The following is a 17,633-nucleotide window of genomic DNA, read 5'->3' on the forward strand; positions in this document are numbered from 1 at the left end:
ATGTCCCCCACCACGCCCCTCCTCACTGTCGCCGCCCCGGCACGTCCGTCGATGGACAACCCCAACTCGAGGCCGCTGCTGCCGTTGTGGGCGGCGACGCCGGTCGCCGCGGCCGCCGGGCTTGCGTTGGATCTCGCGTCGCCGCCGCTGGGGTGGTGGCCGCTCGCTTTCGTCAGCGTCGTCCTCGCCCTTGCCACCCTGATGGGCCGCAGCATCGGCGGCGCGCTGCTGGTGGGCACGATGTTCGGAGTCGTGTTCTACTTCACCCACCTGGTCTGGGTGGGCGAGTTCCTTGGCCCGGTGCCATGGATTGCGCTGGCAGGCCTGGAAGCGGTGCTGTTCGGACTCGGGGCTATCCCGATCACCCTCGCCTACCGGTGGACCGCGCGGTTCCGCGCCCGAGGGCCAGGGCAGCTGGTCGGGATTCCGCTGCTGGTCGCCGGGCTCTGGGCGACTCGCGAGGTCGGGATGGGGGCATGGCCGTACTCGGGATTCCCTTGGGCGCGGCTGGGCATGACCCAAGTCGAGGGGCCCCTGCCGCAACTTGCGTCATGGACTGGTGTCACCGGGCTATCCTTCTTCCTCGCGGCCGTTTGTGCCGCGCTCCTGCAGTGGCTCCGCGCAGGCGGCATTCGCTTTCCGCGCGGTGCCTTCTCGACCGCGGCTGGTGTGCTGCTCCTCGTCGCGGTTCCGCAGTTCCCCACTACGGATGCCGGCACGTTCACCGTCGGATGGGTGCAGGGTAACGGCCCCGCCGGCTACTTCGACGACCGCCTCCCCGGCGACATGCTCGCCGCGCAGACCACCACCACCGAGCCGCTGATGGGGCAGCCGATGGACCTCATTGTGTGGCCCGAGGGCTCCGTCGACTCCGATCCCCTCACAGCTTCCGCCACCGCCGCGGTGCTGGACCGGCTGGTGCGAGACGCGGGTGCGCCGCTGCTCGTGAACGCCGCCACCACACGAGGCGCGGACGTGTTCAACACCTCGCTGCTGTGGTCCGCGGATCCCGCGGACCGGCAATGGCACGACAAGGTCAACCCGGTCCCGTTCGGCGAGTACGTGCCCGACCGGTGGTTCTACGAGCTCCTTGCCCCCGACCTTGTCGGCCTCATCCAACGCGAATACACCCCCGGCACTAACCCGCCCTTGATGAAGGTCGGGAACGTCGGGGTGGGGCTGGCGATCTGCTTCGACGTGATCTACGACACCGTGATTTGGGACAGCGCCCGCGCCGGCGCGCAGCTGTATGTGTTCCAGACCAACAACGCCGACTTCCGCGGCACCGACGAGAACATTCAGCAGCTCGCCTTCGCGCGGATGCGGGCTATCGAGACCGGCCGCACCGTGGTCAATGTCTCCACAGTCGGCACCAGTCAGGTCATCGCACCAGACGGCGCCACCATCGACAGCATCGGCGTGGACATCGCCGCCAACCGGGTCACCACCGTTCCGCTGCGCAGCGGGCTCACCCCGGCCGTCGTGGTGGGCCCGTGGGTCACCGGGACGCTCCCTGTCTCGGTAATTGTCGCTCTGGGCGCGCTTGGCCTCCTACACCGGGGCCGTCTGCGTGGCACGGCGGACCACAGCGACCGGCGGCCGAAGCAGCGACGCGGCCCACAGGCCGCCCGAGCGATCGGAGATCGGGATGCGACATAGACCGGGGCGGCCTGATCGGCAGCCAAGCAACACCGGCAATGCGCTCGGCTGCAATCAGCCCTTCGAGGTGTACATCGACGGCACCGCCGTGGACTTGCTGGTCTAGTTGCAAGTGAACGCAGGCTGACCCTCCACACGACCGGACCGCCCCTGATGATGAAGAGGAAACCCCCGCCATGACCGGACCCGACCCGCTCTCCCTCGACGGTATCTCGCTGCTGCTGGTGTGGACGGCGATCGCCACCTACCTGCTCGCGTTCATCGCATACACCATCGACCTCGCCCAACGCTCCGTCCCCGCCAGAGCGCCTGCGCTGGTCGGCGTGGCCGCGGACTCCGAGGTGGGGGAACCTGTGCCCGTCCCGCCGGGGGATATCCGGGTTCCGCCGTCCCAGCGGTCACGCTTGCTGTGGGCGCGGATTGGGACGGTGCTGACGGTTCTCGCGTTCCTGTTCCACCTGGCCGGCACCATCCTGCGGGGAGTTTCCGCACAACGCGTGCCGTGGGCGAACATGTACGAGTTCGCGTTGACCGGCACGGTCCTGATCGTCGCCGTTTATCTCGTCGTCCTGCGCCGCTATGACCTCCGCTTCTTGGGCGCATTCCTGATCGGCATGGTGGTGCTGCTGCTGGGCGGGGCGACGATCACGTTCTACGTCGAGGTCGTCCCGTTGATGGATCCGCTCAAGAGTGTCTGGCTGGTCATCCACGTGTTCGTCGCGTCGCTGGCCACCGCGCTGTTCGCGATTGCCTGCGGCCTCGCCGTCACCCAGTTGCTGCAGGCCCGCCGGGAGCGCCGCACCACTGTGGCGTCCCGAGAGGACGCACGTGCGGCCGGCCCCCGGTTCCTGGCGACTCTGCCCACTGCGGAGGTACTTGAGTCCCTCGCGTATCGGTTCGTGATCGTCGGATTCGTGTTCTGGACCTTCACGCTGATCGCCGGCGCGATCTGGGCAAACGATTCCTGGGGACGCTATTGGGGGTTCGACACCAAGGAGGTGTGGACCTTTGTGATCTGGGTGCTCTACGCCGGGTATATCCACGCTCGCGCGACCCGGGGCTGGCGCGGCACCCGTTCGGCCTGGCTGTCCATAATCGGGTTCGTCACGGTGCTGTTCAACTTCACCATCGTCAACATGTTCTTCAAGGGACTCCACGCCTACTCCGGCCTGAGCTGACCCCCGTCCACCCCGCAAGAGCCGAAAGCCCGCCGTGACCCCGACAGCCACCCGTACCACCGACCAGGACGTGATCGTCCTCGGGTTGAGTCCGCGCGCCCTCCGCGCTGCGGGCCCCACGGTCCTGGCCGTGACCGCGCTGGTCGCACTAATTGCGGGGTTGGCGTTCGGCGGGGGCGCGGCAGGGCTTCAGCTGGGCGATGCTGGCCCCGTCGTGCGGTGGGGCCTGCCGGTCGCGAAACTAATTGTGAACCTCGCCGCGGCAGGCATGGTCGGTGTGCTCGTGACGGCCCTGTTCACTCTGCGGGCCGGGGAGCGGGAGATCGACGTCGCCCTAGACACTGCCTCGATCGCTGCCGCCGTGTTCACCGTGGCCTCCGGAGCGACGGGGTTCCTCACCTTCGTCAATGTGTTCAACCCCGCGCTGGACGCCGGACCGGTGTTCGGCGCGCAGATCGGCCGGTTCCTCGTTGAGACCGAGGTGGGCCGCACCTGGCTCATCACTACGGTCGCCGGCGCCTCGCTGACCGTGTTGACGTTCGCGGTGCGGTCCTGGCCGGGCACCCTCCTCGTAACCGTTTTCGCGGTCGCCGCTCTGGTGCCGATGGGCACGCAGGGGCACTCCGGCGACGATGCGTTCCACCATGAGGCAATGACAGCGCTCATCCTGCACGTCATCGGCGCCGCGGTGTGGCTCGGAGGGTTGCTGCTGCTCGTCATGGTTCGTCCTGTGCTCACACGGGTCCGCCTCGCCGATGTCGTGGCCCGCTATTCGAGCATCGCGCTGGCCGCGTTCGTGCTCGTGGCTGTGTCCGGCACCGTGCGCGCCGCGATCGGCCTGCGGGAGTGGACCGCGATGATGTCGCCCTACGGTGTGATCCTCGCCGTGAAAGTGATTGCGCTGGTCGCACTCGGTTTCTTCGGGGTCTGGTATCGCGCCCGCCTGGTCGGAACGATGCGTGACTCTGACCGTGGCAGCCGGTCCTTCTGGACGCTCATCGTGTTCGAGGTGGCGGTGATGGGCATGGCCAGCGGCGCCGCGGCTGCGCTCGCACGCACGCCCCCACCAAACCCCACACCGCTTCCGGCAAATCCGTCCCCAGCGGAACGACTCACTGGCGCCCCGCTGCCCTCCGAGCTCACCGTCGACCGGTGGTTCACCGCGTGGAACATCGACCTGCTCTGGGCGGTCATCGCCGGCTTCGCCGTGTTCTTCTACCTCGCCGGGGTGCGGCGGCTGCGCCGCCGTGGCGATGCGTGGCCGCCATATCGCACGATCATGTGGGTCGCTGGAATGGGCCTGCTGGTGTGGGTCACTGGCGGCGTCGTCAACGTCTACCAGGACTACCTGTTCAGCATGCACATGGTCGGGCACATGCTGCTCACGATGGCGATCCCGGTGCTGTTGGTCGCCGGGGCCCCAGTCACCCTCGCGGCCCGCGCGATTCGCAAGCGCGACGACGGCACACGCGGTGGCCGCGAATGGATCCTCTGGGCTGCGCACTCCCCAGTCGCCCGGATCCTCACCAACCCGTTCGTCGCCGCGGGGCTGTTCATCGGGTCGTTGTGGGTGTTCTACTACACCGACCTGTTCCGCTGGTCGCTCTACGACCACCTCGGGCATCAGTGGATGATCGCGCACTTCCTTATCACCGGGTATCTCTTCGTGCTGTCACTGGTAGGCGTGGACCCGGTGCCGTACCGACTGCCGTATGCAGGCCGGCTGCTGCTGCTGATCGGCATCATGGCAATGCACGCGTTCTTCGGCATCGCGATCATGATGCAGTCGGGACTCATCGTCGCTGAGTGGTTCGGTGCGATGGGCCGCACCTGGGGCGCGAGCCCGCTCGAGGACCAGTACACCGGCGGGGGGATCGCCTGGTCGATCGGAGAGATCCCTACCCTCATCCTCGCGATCACGGTCGCGATCCAGTGGAGCCGTAGCGACGACCGCGAGACGAAGCGCCGCGACCGCCACGCGGACCGCATGGGGGAGACGGAACTGCAGCAGTACAACGCGCATTTGCAACAGCTCGCCGAGCGCGACGCTCGCACGCGCAGGTGACCGCGGCCGCACGACCGTGCCTTTTCCAGACGGCGGGAACGTCCCGTAGCGAAACGATAACCCTTCCCGGTTTCGTGATTCAGAGGCGAGTGACCCCTATAGGCGATATCATCGCCGCATGACGATGAATATGGACGAGGTGATATTGGACGAAGGTGCTACCAGCGTGTATGCGCATTTGTTCGATGCGCTGGGGGACCCCACTCGGCTCGCCGTGCTGCAGCACCTTGCTTCCGGTGAGCATCGGGTGCGTGACTTGGTTGAGCACGTCGGCCTGGCACAGTCCACCGTGAGCAAGCATCTGGGCTTCCTGCTCGAGTGTCGCCTGATCACCGTCCGCCCAGAGGGGCGGTCATCCTGGTACGCCCTGACGGAGCCGAATGCGACGGCCGCGCTGATCAACGCGGCTCAGACCCTGCTGAGCGCCACAGGGACCCACGCCGAACTGCACGCACACCTGCGTCAACCGCACCACCTACACAGCGAGAGAACGGAGCTCCGGTAATGGGCGCTGGACACACTCACGGCCCCGCCCCGGAAGCCGGCCAGCCCGGCGATCACCGCAGGAAGCTGTGGATCGCTTTCGGTATCACCGCAGTCATTGTCGCGGCCCAGGCAGTCGGATCCGTGGTCACCGGCAGCCTCGCGCTTCTCACCGACACTGCGCATGCGATCACTGACGCATCCGGGCTATTGGTCGCCCTCATCGCCGCGACCCTCATGCTGCGTCCGGCCAACGCCAAACGCACCTGGGGCTTTCGGCGCATTGAGGTCATCGCCGCGCTCGGACAAGCAGCCCTGCTGCTGGTCGTCGGAACCTATACGGCCGTCGAAGGCGTTCGACGTCTGTTTGAACCACCGGAGGTCCCTGCCGCCGAGCTGCTAATTTTCGGCATCATCGGTCTCACGGCAAACATCATCGCGATCGTCCTGCTCTCTTCAAGCCGCGGCGTGAACTTCAACATGCGAGCCGCGTTCCTTGAAGTTCTTAACGACGCTCTCGGATCGCTTGGCGTGATCGTGGCGGCGATCGTTATCGCTACCACCGGTTTTCTTCAAGCCGATGCGATCGCCGGGCTGCTGATTGCGGCACTCATCGTTCCCCGGGCATTCAAACTTCTCCGGGAAACCACGAGTGTGCTGATGGAGTTCACCCCTCCCGGCCTAGACCTGGACGACGTCCGCGCGCACATTCTTGAACTCGATCACGTCAAGGACATCCATGACTTGCACGCTTCGACCGTCGCGACGGGGCTTCCCACCATCAGCGCGCACGTGGTAGTCGAAGACCAATGCTTCACTGACGGTCATGCCGCAAACGTACTGCTCGACGTGAAGAAGTGCGTCGCCGAGCACTTCGAAGTGTCCGTGCTGCATTCCACCTTCCAGATCGAAACGGATCACATCCAGGAAGAAGAACAAGCCTCTGTCACTCATGCGTGACGGCGCTAAAGCGGCAACATCACCCGACCTCAACTACCTCAACGCGATGATCAGAGGTAGCAGTACAGCCGCGTTTCAGCGGCGCTCGTTCACGCGGAGCTTCGAATGACCACACAACCTGTACGCGAGCCGTTGTTCGCTGGATTTCTGGCGAGCGTCGGCGTCATCGGCCTTACCGCTTCACTCGCGCTCTCCATAGAGAAGCTCGAGAAGCTGCAGAACCCGAACGCGAGCGTGGGCTGCGACCTGTCCGTTCTGGTGCAGTGTTCTGCAAACCTAGATAGCGCGCAAGGTGCTGTTCTTGGCTTCCCCAATCCCTTCCTGGGGTTGATCGGATTCTCACTCGTGCTTTGTGCTGGTGTAACCCTCTGGGCGGCACCCAACCTCGCCCGCTGGTACTGGGCCGTGTTCAATATCGGTGTCGCAGGCGCCTTCGCATTCGTGCTCTGGCTGATCGGCCAGAGCATCTATGTGCTTGGCACTCTCTGCCCGTGGTGCATGGTCGTTTGGGTCATCACCATTCCGCTATTTGTTTTCACCACGGGTAGGAACGCCCGGACCGGCATCTTCGGTGCTCGAACGGCACGGCTCGGACAGCGACTCTGGCCATGGTTAACACTGATCACCATCGTGGCGTATATGACTATCGCTGCCGTCGCGCAGGTCCGTCTGGACGTTCTAGCTACTCTTCTTTGAGCCGGGGCTTTGGTCCACTCGGCTTTGTCGACAGCCGGCACATGTCCTCGGAACAACCTTGCTGGGCCGGGACCGCGGCGCAGGTGTCTTCACGGCTCAGTGGTTGTGGTGCTCGTGCTCATTGTCGTGTTCGTCCTCATGGAGGCTCCAGATCGGTGACGTGGTTGTCGCCGAGGGGGGTCAGACGCGGGCGGGTTCGGGCGTTGCGGCGCGGGCGCGCAGAGCGGCAGGGCGTTGCGCGGCACGCACGCCGTTGAGAATCACAAACACCTCTGCGATCTCGTGCACGAGGACCACGCCGGCCAGCCCGAGCGCACCGAAGAGCGCGAGTGGGAAGAGGACGACGATGATCGCGAGGGCGAGCACGATGTTCGCGGTCATGATTCGGCGGCCGCGACGGGCGTGGGCGAGGGCGCCGGGGATCAAGCGGAGATCGTTCCCGGTGAAGGCGACGTCGGCGGACTCGATCGCAGCAGCCGACCCTTTCAGTCCCATGGCGATCCCGACAGTGGCGGTGGCAAGGGCTGGGGCGTCGTTGATGCCGTCACCGACCATGGCCGTCGGGCGCGCGGTTGCGAGTTGTTCGATGACGGCGGCCTTGTCTGCGGGGAGCTGCTCTGCGCGGACGTCGGCGATGCCCGCCTGTGCGGCGATCGCGCGAGCGGTGCGTTCGTTGTCCCCGGTGAGCATCGTGATCCCGATACCGGCATCCTGCAGCAGTCGCACGGTCTCTGCGGATTCCGGGCGCAGTTCGTCACGGATGCCGATGAGTCCGGCAATCTTGCCGCCCGCTTCAACGACGACCACTGTCATGCCGTCTTCGCCCATCTCATCAGCGGCCGAGCTGAGTGCACCGGGGGCGAGCCACCGCGCGTTCCCGACGCGGACCAGGGTGCCGTCGACGCGGCCGGTGATTCCGTGGCCGGCGTCTTCGACCACGTCCGCGGCCGCAGCTGCACCGGGTGCGGCCGCGGTGATCGCGGCGGCAAGCGGGTGGCTGCTTGTCGCTTCGACTGCTCCCGCCCAGGTCAGCAGCTCGGCCCGTGAAATGCCGGCTGCGGGGCGCACGTCGACGACGGCCGGCTCGTTGCGGGTGAGGGTTCCGGTCTTGTCTAGCGCGACCGCACGGATGGTGCCGAGCTGCTCAAACGCCTCCCCGGACTTGATCACGACGCCGAACTTGGACGCGGAGCCGATAGCGCTGATCACCGTGACCGGCACGGCGATCGCGAGAGCGCAGGGAGATGCGGCGACCAGGACGACGAGTGCACGCTCGATCCAGGTCGCCGGATCTCCCACGATGAACCCGAACACGGCAACGAGGGCCGCGGCGATCAGCACTACGGGGACCAGGGGGCGGGCGATCCGGTCGGCGAGCCGTGCGCGGTCGCCCTTGCGGGCGTGGGCTTGCTCGACGAGGGACACGATCTGGGTGAGCGAGTTGTCGCGCCCATCCGCGGTCGCCTCGATCCGCAGCGTTGATGCACCATTCACCGAGCCGGCCGCGACCGCAGTGCCGGGGCACACGTCGACGGGGATGGACTCTCCCGTGATCGCGGAGGTGTCCAGGCTCGATCGGCCTTCGACGACAACACCATCGGTCGCGACACGCTCACCCGCCCCGACGACGAGGATGTCGAGTTCACGGACGTCCGCGGCCGGGATCGTCGTGTCGCCAGCGAGACGCGAGACACGCACGGTCTCGGGAATCAGGGACAGCAGCGCACGCAAACCCTCTTTCGCCTGATCCATCGCCCGGTCCTCGAGAGCTTCCGCCAGCGAGAACAGGAACGCCAAAGTCGCAGCCTCACCAACGTGGCCGAGGAGTACCGCACCGATCGCGGCGATGGTCATCAGCAGCCCGACACCAAGCCGTCCCCGGATCAGCCGGCGGAACGCACCGGGGACGAACGTATAGGCTCCGGCCAGCAGAGCAGCCCATTGCAGCACGAGGGCGAGGAGCTCGATACCCGCCCACTCGAGCGCGTAGCCAGCAATCAGGAATAGTCCGGAGAGTACGGAGGGGAGCAGGGCGACATCGCGCCACCACGGCGGACGCACCTCGTGCTCATCGTCACCCCTGCTGCCCTTCGAAGGCAGGGCCGGACCGCAGCACGCGTCGCCTTCCTCGTGAGCCTGGGTCGGGACGGTGTTGTGTACCGGCTCGGGAGCACAGCACGCGCCTCCCGCAGCACGGGGACGTGTCAGCTCGATGCGCTGAATGGTGCGGGTCTTGCGGGGCTCGTCCGGGCCACAGCACTCTTCACTCATGCGCAGCACTCACACTTCTCATCGGTGCACGGAACGCCCTTATCGACCGCGACGACCGCTTCCAGCATGTGCCGCAGGCCCACGGTGAGATGCGGGTCTGCGATCTCGTATCGCGTACGACGCCCTTCCGGCGTCGCAACAACCAAACCGCACCCCCGCAGACACGTCAGATGGTTGGAGACATTTGAACGCGTCAGATCGAGGTCACGCGAGAGTTCCGCTGGGTAGCCGGGCGCGTCCAAGAGCGCCAAAAGGATCCGCGAGCGAGAAGGATCCGCCATCGCGCGACCCAGACGGTTCATCACATCGAGACGAGAAGCAACAGTCAGCACCAGATGAATATACAGCGAACGCTGACCAGTAACATAGATCTACCAGGCTGCCGAAAACGATCGTTTCCGGCGGGCTCGTCGACGTCGACGAGCAGGCGCGCGACACGCCGAGGATCGATCCGCCGAAACCCCCTGCCGAAACCGAATCGCGCCGGAACCTCGGCAGTACCGTTTTCGGCATGGCACATGAAGTCGGCTACGCCCGAGTCTCGAAGCGGGAGCAGAACCCGGACGCCCAGGCGGCGGAACTCCGGCCGCCGGCTGCGAGCGTGTCCTCGTCGACCACGGCCGATCGAGCCGGGTCATCGACCGCCCCCAGCGGTTGGCGTGCCTCGATCACCTGCAGCACCGTCGCACAGCCCAGTCATGGTCACCGACTGCGACCGGTCGACTGCCAGCGAAGGTCACGAACCTGCTGACCTCACGAATCTGCTACCCTAGAACCATCACGATCAGCCCGCTCGCCTCACGGCTCGGGCTGATTTTCTTTTAGGAGAGATGTGGTCGCGTACGCGAAGCCGTGGCTGTCGATCGAGCAGCAGATTGCTCAGTTACGGGGGAGAGGGCTTACGGTCGACGACACAGCGGAGGCCGCACACCTTCTCGAGGAAGTCGGTTACTACAGGCTCACCGGGTACCTCTACCCGGCACGCCAGTCTGAGCCCATCGCCGAAGACGACGGACGCTCGAGTATCCGAGTGCTGAACAGCTACCGTCCGGGAACGCGTCTCGAACATGCTGCTGAACTCATCGCCTTTGACCGAAAGCTCCGCCTGCATGTCCTTGAGGCGGTTGAGCGCATCGAGGTATCTCTACGCACTCAGGTGGGTTACATCCTTGGCCGACGATCCGCGTTTGCTCACCTCGAACCGCGCACCTTCACTCCTGCATTCGTGGAGCCGTACGTCGATGACATGACTGGCGAGACCACGAGCAAGCATTCGAAGTGGCTAGAGCGCATCGATGAACGCCGCGCTAGCTCAAAAGAGGCTTTCGTTGAGCACTTCCGAACGAAGTACGACGACCAGATGCCGATCTGGGCGCTGACGGAGATCCTCGAGCTCGGGCACCTTGCCAATCTGTACAAGGGCCTTCAGAACGATGTCGCTACCGAGATCGCCATGCACTATGCCGTCCCCAGCAAGAAGATCCTGACGAGCTGGATCGCCAGTACGAACTATGTGCGGAACGTCGCTGCCCACCAGGCTCGCTTGTTCAACCGTAAGCTGGTCGACGCGCCGACGCGCCCCAGGGGCGCGTCGATCCCGCTCCTCGTGCACCTCCGGGACGACCATGCCCCCAAGCAGGACTTTGGCCTATATAACGCTCTCGCGGTCATGGCCTACCTGCTCCGTAGCATCTCGGGGTACTCAGAGTGGGTTAATCGTCTGCGCAACATCGTCGGTGGGTTCCCCAGCGTTCCGTTCCTCGGGATAGACAGCATGGGGTTCGGCGAGGGCTGGGATCGACACGAGTTGTGGTCGCAAGCTTCCCCCGGCGATTGAACAAAATCCTGTCGCGGGAGCCTCGCCATGAGACCATGCGGCCTTGAGCTCTGGCTCGTTCACCCTGAACAGCCTCAAGCTGCTCTTCCCGTAGCCCGCGGCTGGGAGGTCCGGAGTCATCCTCGACCGGGGCTCCCGCACGCTTTGCGCTTCACGCGCGAGGCCTGCTCGTCGCGCGTTGACGTACGGCCTCCGGGTTCGGCCCAGACTCTGCGGTCAGCTGCTTCAAGGGCTGGCTCGAGACTCTCGCTAGAGTTTTCGGATCGCGCGGTTGCACCAACCTGTAGATCCTTGAGTGTATGTACCATGCGCACCGCGGTAGAGATCGAAGCATCCATCTAGAGCCTTGAGTACGTGACCAGAGGTTGGTCGCATCGCCCACCGTCCGCTGGTTTGCTTCTGGCGTGTTTGAGAAGTTGCGACAGCATCTGTTATGTCGGAGCGACATGCGCGTCACAACGGCCTTCAGGCTGTCGCCGATCAACTCATGCATGCCATTGACTTCCGAGGTCAACCACCAGGTCCCGCAACCGCTTCCAAACGATTCCTCCGATCCTCAAAGCGTGCTGACGGGCGGCATCTGTCCTTGACCCGAGCCGCCAACTCAACCTGTCGACACGCCGGTGAAAGTTGTTGGCAAACTTCTCCATCGATGCGGTAGTGTTCGGAGTGACAGCAGCGGAAGGGGAGTCAATGGGCTTTCAGGTTTACGAGAAGGGCAGCGCCCCTGTCTCAACTGTGCCGTCAGTCACGATCCAAAAGCGCGGTTTGATCTCCGTCAACAAGGCCGCGTACGACGCGCTCGGTGCTCCGGAAGGGGTGGAACTTCTGTGGGATCCCGACCGTAGAGCAATCGCCTTGCGGCCCGCAAAGTTGACGAACCAGAACGCGTACCCGCTTCGAGCGCAGGGCAGTCACTCCGAGAAGGGACCGTGGCTCGTCGCCGGGACTCTGTTCACTCAGTTCATCGGCCTTGATACGTCGCAGGCGTACCGATGGACCCCGGAAGTCGAGGACGGCCTGCTGGTTGTTGACATCAGCAAGCCTGGCAACAAGGTGTCGAGTCCTCGGGGCCGCGCGAAGGCGGCAGCCGATAAAGCAAACGTGGCCACCGAGGATGAGTCGGTGACCACGTAACTTCCTCTCACTCCCGCGACATCGTAGGTCGCTGGTGAGAGGATGCCACCCCGGGAAGCAGCCAGGTAAGCCTGCTGACGGGGCCTGTGAGAGGGAAAGGGGCCGGGCGACCGGCCCCTTTTGGCATCATGCTACAGGTGTCTATGTGGAGTGGACGATTCTGGGCCACCCGGCGGTCTGTGAGGCTTCTGAGGCGGACGCTTCACCTCTTCGTGGGCGCGATCACCGCGCCAAGGGCGCTGAGGTTCGCGCCCTCGCAGCCTCGGTGGCGATGTATTAGCTCGGTGTGTGGAGTCTCGTATGGCCAACGGCTGACATAACGTAGATTATCGGTAGCATCTAAGATCGAAGCCTAGCCGCCCCCGGGCAACGAGCGTACGCTGATTTCGTGACGGCATCGCCAGCGTCCGCTCAACACGGACGCACCACCGGGATGGACATCCACGACATCGTTAGGGAGCTGGACGCTGCGCTCGGCTCGACGCTCGTGGCCGCTCTGTTCGGCTCGAATGATCGCGGGCTCCCGAGTCGCTGGGCCAAACCGGATGGCCCCGTGCCTCGAGATCAGTTCGCGAACCGACTGCAGTTCACTCACTGCCAATGGGCGCTACTCGCCGCGGCCGATGGTGAACAGGTTGCCCGCCAGTGGTTCATCGGAGGCAACCCCCTGCTGAATGAGGCGACTCCGATCACCGCGATCCGTGAGGATCGTCACGACGCGGTAGCGCGTGCTGTCGCGGCCTTCATCGCCGGCGACATCGACGAGTGATCCGGCGCTGCGCGAGCGTGAACGTGCGCTGACGCCTCGCCCCACCTCCGAGCGCATGCGTCCAGATAGTGCGGATAACTGCGAATATCGCGGGTCAAGTACAGACCCCTTGAAGTGAGATGGGGCTGAGCAGCGAGCGGCGCCTATGGCCGCACGCTCCTCCACGGATCGGCGAGGGGCCAAGCATGATGGAGTCATGTCGCACTGGGTCGCACGATCGGTTGAGCCATGAGTCGTCGGCCGCGAGCCGGGTGGTTCTTCGTCGCGCTCGGTGGTGTGGGTGCGGTTGGCGCTCTGGCGACGATTATGTTCGTCGAAGGGGACGAGCGGGTCGGAAGGCTGGGCGTTCCGGTGTGGCTCTACGGGCCGATCCTGGTCGTGACATTCGTCGCGATCCTGATCTATGGTGCGATCCTCGTCGTGCGGCGGCGACCGTAGAAGGTAGCCGGTTGCGCTCGGAAGCGCCTAGCCTGCGCGTCGCCGCGTCGGCGTGGCTGGTGCCGGCTTGATCATGGTGAAGATCCTTCCAGGTCGGGACTCGGAGGCCGCGATCGATCTAGGCTGACGCCGTGATGCCGCACGACGAGCTCGAGGGCGGGGAGCAGCCGAGCTGCGACCTGTGCGGCACGGTTATGCGCACAGCGGACGGAGCGTTCGAGTGCGGCTACTGCGGCTACAGCGTTGAGATCCCGTGGGTCGACCGCCCTAGCTCAGGTGAGTAAGCTCGCGGGATCAGGGGCGGCTGACCCTCCGCGGGGCTCCCGCTGTGCCCGATGTACCGTTTCTGCTCGCAATCGCTGGTACACGAAAATGCCAGGTCAGCCTAGTTATCGGGTAGCAGGTGTACCGTTTTTGAAACACGAAACGGTACACCCGGGTGCCGCTCGCTCAGGGAGTATGTCCCGATCAGGAGCTATTTTTTCTTCAAGAGATCAGTAAATGTACCGTTTGTACCGTTTTTCCACGTGAACTCCTATACGCACACGCGCATGCGCACACGTGTGAGAGTTTCCGCTCAGCAGTGGTACAAACGGTACATTTCGCCAAAACGGCCGGTCAGCGGCTAATTCGCCGCGAAAATCGCCGGTACACAAAGTGGTACATGGATCAGGCGGCTGCGCACCGCCGACCAGGAACCACCCTCTGACCGGCCGTTTCTCCCCGCGCCGAGCGCTCATGCGTGTACCGAAAAAAACGGTACACGTGAGCGGGTCACCGCTCGAGCCCTCCCGAAAGCGGCTGCAAGGCGGCGCTAACCGACTCATCGGCTTGCACCGCGTGCAGTTCGGGGAAGCGTCGGTGCCGCTCAGCGACAGTCGTCCTCGGGGTGATCCGAACTGCTCGCCGTGCGATGCCCTGCGGGGACGGGTCAGGTGAGACGACGCGGCGAAGCACTCGCGCCAGACGGGCCGCGGCCACCGATGCGTTGGAGCAGCAAGTTACACCGGTGGCCGCGGGTCCGGCAGTCGCGACCTCTCCGGCGTGAGGTCGATCGGGGGGCTTTCGGGCCGGCTGATGGTGCTGGGGGCAGTCATTCGGAGGCGCCCTTCAGCGGTGAGGCCCCCTCGGTGGCACCTCCGGGGTGAGGCCGTGTGGCCGCGCATGTGCCGTGACCTCGGATAGGAGCATTCTCGGAGCCCCAGGGTGCGACCGCATACAGAAAATCAGCCCGCGCCTTGCGGCGACGGGCTGATCATGATGCCTCCAGGCTAGCCCGTCGCCGCGATGCCGTCCACTAGCCGCGGGTCATGAACGGTGGGAAGCGGCTCTCACCTCCGCCGACCTCAGACCGGCGACTCGACATGCCCACTCACCGCAGCCCGCCGGGCGCCGAGAGGAAGGCCGCGAACGGGTTGCTGATACCCGGGACCGCCGCCCGAGTGCCGGGAAGCGCGAGGATCCGCCGCTTCAATCGTCGGCTGGGCCGGCGTGAGCTCGGTCAGGGGTAGTCCGTTCTGGCTTGGCCAATCTAGGGAGGGTCCGCACATTCACTTTCACTGTCGAGCCTTCGATACTGAGGAGGTGGTGGTGGCCGAGTTCTCCGGTGAGCTTGAACCGCGGCGCAAAGTGCGGCGATTGGAGATGCTCGAGGAGCATTACGAGCGGCATGGGCTCGTGTGAGGGGACAGTCAGCTCCACGTGCAGTATGCCGGGGGTCGTCCATGTCTCGATCACGAAGGGGTCGGCTGAAAGAAAGAGGCCAAGTCTGCGTACCACCGCGCTGAGCGCGATGAACTCCGCCTTATCTCGGAGCTGGACGTCGAATTCGCGGCCGAGCACCGGGTCTCCGGGGAGGAAGCCTACGAGATTGCCGTAACGCATGTAGGTCTCGCGTTCCGTCTCGAGCGCTGACATCGAGACGCCAACAAAGGTCACCTCCGCATCGACACCGAGCCGAAACAGGCTGACCCCAGTGCGATCAGCATTCTCACGAGCGCGAAGAAACGGGATGCCTACGGCGAGCCCCTCGTCTACGTTCCAGGCTGGTAGGAGCGCACACAGTTCGCTGGCCAGTTGGCGTTGGCCAACGGTGAGGGTGAGGTAATTCCGCCCGGCCTTGATCGCGAGTGGAACCATGCGGTCCTCACTTGGGTACTCGGGCTGATCGATAAGGAGGAGGTACCGCAACGCTTTCAGGATGCTTCCTTCGAGTGCTTGCTGTTCGGGCGTCGGTGTCGGCATGAGCGGGCCGTCAGGATGAGATTGAACGTACGCCTGCGCTTCTCTTAGAGGCTCTAGGAGGGCCAAGCTGCGTAGCTGAGCGGGTGTGAACGTGGGCGTTGGCGTAAGTGTCATTGCTACTCCGAGTTATGGCGCCGTGCGGTCGCCGCGGAAGTCGCGGTAAGGGCGCCAGGTCCAGTCGTACCGCCTCGACGTCTCGTTGATTCACCAGTTCTGCGGTGCTCATGCCCTGCAAGTTGCCGATTGAGCTCAACAACGAGCAGAATCCGCATTGATCACGGCTCGGTATCGATTGGGTCGCAGGGGTGGGGGCACTCGACGCCTATTCCCCGTGTTCGGTGCGGGCAGGGCTATGAAAGTGCCCCCCGGTCTTGCGTGGCGATCTGACGCAGCCGAGGTGAGTCGCCGTACACGCGCTTATCGCCGCGAGGCGCAGAGACTTGCGCGTAGTCGGACGGCCGAAGCTCAAAGTCGCGCGCCCGGAGGACTCACCGTGCACCGCTCGCGGGCGCAGGGGTCACTCACTTAGCCCGGAGAGCCCGCTCGAGCTCGGCCCCGCCGAGTAGCAAAGGAGCAGGGCGGGCACCGTGGTGATCGACGTCGCCATCGATGCGAACCGGCAGCGCCCCGTCATCGTCGAGCTCAACGGCTCGCCCGACTCCGGGCTGTACGCATCCGACCCCTGGCTCCTGGCCCGGGCACTCATGGATGCCGCCGATCGCGGCTACTGAGGATCCCCACGGAAGAACTCTCGTCACCTTCGGGTGGCGGGGGTTTCTTCTTTCGCGCTGGCTTCCCGGCCGCCTCTCGATCCGCCCTCGGCGCAGCATCCGCTGCGACCGGGGGCTGCCTCTTTCCGCGAGGTCGGCCGACGCTGTTGCATCGCGCGCCCTCCGGCAGGATGATCTTCGTGCAGAAGCGTCGAGGGGCCGTTGCGGGTGTCGCTGTTCTTACTTTGACGGGTTTGACGACAGTGGGATGTGCGATGGCGGAGCGACCGACGCTCGAAGAGGCACAGGCGGAGACTGAGGCGCTCTTACAACAGATTGCGAACCAGGTTCCCGGTGGGGTTGTAACAGTGGACACCCCTAACCCGTCCTACCGAGACTGCGGCGACGGCACCTATTACGCGACCATCCAGTGGGGAGTCACGCCAGAACCCGGATTCGACGGAGAAGCGTTCGTCGATGCGCTTCCCGGGCGCTTGGGCGAGGACTTCGTGGTCGCAGAGACGGTGAACATCAAGTCACCCGCTGTCGCTCTGGACCACTCGGGCGGGACGGTGCTCGATGTGCAGGTTCTCGAGATCGACGAAAGCACTGTCGTCGACCTGCTTGGACTGACTCCCTGCGGGGTAGGACAGCCTCCGACCGAGTAACCGAGGCGAGCCGTTGCGGCGTCGTGGACGGCGACAGCACTTCGACCACCCGCTCGGGCCGTCTACTGACCGCGCCCTGTCCGGCGCGTGGTCAGCCCCCGGTCCAGCGACGCCCCACCTACACACGACGCGGGTGTCGCGACCGGGCGGTGGGTGCGTCGTGGTCACAAGGTGTCCGGCGTCTGGTCACGCGACGACCACCGCCTCGATACGCCCTCCCGAGGGCTGAATCCTGCGCGCTGACGTTGATCGTCGGCCCCTCGCCGCCCACTGCCCGGTCACGTCGTGGTCACGAGTGGGCGTTTCGTGGGCGGGGCGTGGCCGGGAGATGGTCACGGTTTCGGGTCCCGAATCGGGTGCTCGAGCCCTGGAGACGGGCTGAAGGGTCGGGGGCGTGAAGCGATGGGGGCGACCTACGAGGCCCCTAGGCCGTGTTGATCAAGAGGTTTCGCTCCCGGCTGGGTGAGTCTTAAGCGGTCTGCGACGGTCGCGGCCGGCCGCTGGGGATGATGATCACC

15 protein-coding genes are annotated in these 17,633 nt (G+C 65.1%); 12 read left to right on the plus strand and 3 right to left on the minus strand.

Annotation, left to right across the window (positions count from 1 at the left end):
* The 6 genes from lnt to ACI2K6_RS16580 all read left to right on the plus strand — a co-directional run bounded on the left by lnt (position 1) and on the right by ACI2K6_RS16580 (position 7,041).
* A complete protein-coding gene (gene lnt / locus ACI2K6_RS16555; RefSeq protein WP_331282663.1) occupies positions 1-1,659 on the plus strand; it encodes an apolipoprotein N-acyltransferase in 1,659 nt (552 codons plus the stop codon).
* Between the two features lie 176 nt (positions 1,660-1,835).
* The gene (gene ccsB / locus ACI2K6_RS16560; RefSeq protein ID WP_114587696.1) at positions 1,836-2,837 is read left to right on the plus strand and encodes a c-type cytochrome biogenesis protein CcsB; all 1,002 of its coding nucleotides are present in this window, start codon (positions 1,836-1,838) and stop codon (positions 2,835-2,837) included.
* A gap of 85 nt (positions 2,838-2,922) precedes the next feature.
* Complete coding sequence (locus ACI2K6_RS16565) at positions 2,923-4,902, plus strand: cytochrome c oxidase assembly protein (protein ID WP_282502618.1); 1,980 nt, start codon at positions 2,923-2,925, stop codon at positions 4,900-4,902.
* Positions 4,903-5,020: 118 nt separating this feature from the next.
* Entirely contained in the window at positions 5,021-5,407 is a 387-nt protein-coding gene (locus ACI2K6_RS16570) for a helix-turn-helix transcriptional regulator (RefSeq protein ID WP_210006400.1), read from the plus strand.
* Positions 5,407-6,345 carry a cation diffusion facilitator family transporter gene (locus ACI2K6_RS16575; RefSeq protein WP_114587694.1) on the plus strand — a complete coding sequence of 313 codons (939 nt, stop codon included), beginning with the start codon at positions 5,407-5,409 and terminating at the stop codon, positions 6,343-6,345. The genes ACI2K6_RS16570 and ACI2K6_RS16575 overlap by 1 nt, the downstream gene beginning before the upstream one ends.
* A 105-nt stretch (positions 6,346-6,450) precedes the next feature.
* On the plus strand, positions 6,451-7,041 hold the full coding sequence (locus ACI2K6_RS16580) for a vitamin K epoxide reductase family protein (protein ID WP_114587693.1): 591 nt from the start codon (positions 6,451-6,453) through the stop codon (positions 7,039-7,041).
* 180 nt (positions 7,042-7,221) lie between these two features.
* On the opposite strand, the gene ACI2K6_RS16585 is transcribed toward ACI2K6_RS16580, so the two are convergent.
* Complete coding sequence (locus ACI2K6_RS16585; RefSeq protein ID WP_269268777.1) at positions 7,222-9,102, minus strand: cation-translocating P-type ATPase; 1,881 nt, start codon at positions 9,100-9,102, stop codon at positions 7,222-7,224.
* Positions 9,103-9,308: 206 nt separating this feature from the next.
* Positions 9,309-9,644: a helix-turn-helix transcriptional regulator gene (locus tag ACI2K6_RS16590; protein WP_269268778.1), complete on the minus strand. Its 336-nt coding sequence runs from the start codon at positions 9,642-9,644 to the stop codon at positions 9,309-9,311.
* A 500-nt stretch (positions 9,645-10,144) separates the two neighbouring features.
* Between ACI2K6_RS16590 and ACI2K6_RS16595 the strand changes: the two genes are divergently transcribed.
* From ACI2K6_RS16595 to ACI2K6_RS16610, 4 genes are all read left to right on the plus strand, one after another.
* Positions 10,145-11,149: an Abi family protein gene (locus tag ACI2K6_RS16595; RefSeq protein ID WP_269268779.1), complete on the plus strand. Its 1,005-nt coding sequence runs from the start codon at positions 10,145-10,147 to the stop codon at positions 11,147-11,149.
* A 693-nt stretch (positions 11,150-11,842) separates the two neighbouring features.
* Entirely contained in the window at positions 11,843-12,286 is a 444-nt protein-coding gene (locus ACI2K6_RS16600; RefSeq protein WP_269268780.1) for a hypothetical protein, read from the plus strand.
* 433 nt (positions 12,287-12,719) lie between these two features.
* Positions 12,720-13,055 (plus strand): hypothetical protein, encoded by a 336-nt coding sequence (locus tag ACI2K6_RS16605; protein ID WP_274179316.1) that lies wholly within the window; start codon positions 12,720-12,722, stop codon positions 13,053-13,055.
* Between the two features lie 228 nt (positions 13,056-13,283).
* On the plus strand, positions 13,284-13,493 hold the full coding sequence (locus ACI2K6_RS16610; RefSeq protein ID WP_274179315.1) for a hypothetical protein: 210 nt from the start codon (positions 13,284-13,286) through the stop codon (positions 13,491-13,493).
* 1,470 nt (positions 13,494-14,963) lie between these two features.
* Here the strand turns inward: ACI2K6_RS16610 and ACI2K6_RS16615 are convergent.
* A complete protein-coding gene (locus ACI2K6_RS16615; RefSeq protein WP_274179314.1) occupies positions 14,964-15,737 on the minus strand; it encodes a hypothetical protein in 774 nt (257 codons plus the stop codon).
* A 587-nt stretch (positions 15,738-16,324) separates the two neighbouring features.
* Between ACI2K6_RS16615 and ACI2K6_RS16620 the strand changes: the two genes are divergently transcribed.
* Together ACI2K6_RS16620 and ACI2K6_RS16625 are read left to right on the plus strand one after the other, a co-directional pair.
* On the plus strand, positions 16,325-16,468 hold the full coding sequence (locus ACI2K6_RS16620) for a hypothetical protein (protein WP_274179313.1): 144 nt from the start codon (positions 16,325-16,327) through the stop codon (positions 16,466-16,468).
* Between the two features lie 179 nt (positions 16,469-16,647).
* Entirely contained in the window at positions 16,648-17,115 is a 468-nt protein-coding gene (locus ACI2K6_RS16625) for a hypothetical protein (RefSeq protein WP_274179312.1), read from the plus strand.
* Positions 17,116-17,633: the final 518 nt, after the last annotated feature.

It is taken from the genome of Microbacterium sp. NPDC006705 (genome assembly GCF_044903545.1).
Taxonomy (GTDB): domain Bacteria; phylum Actinomycetota; class Actinomycetes; order Actinomycetales; family Microbacteriaceae; genus Microbacterium; species Microbacterium plantarum.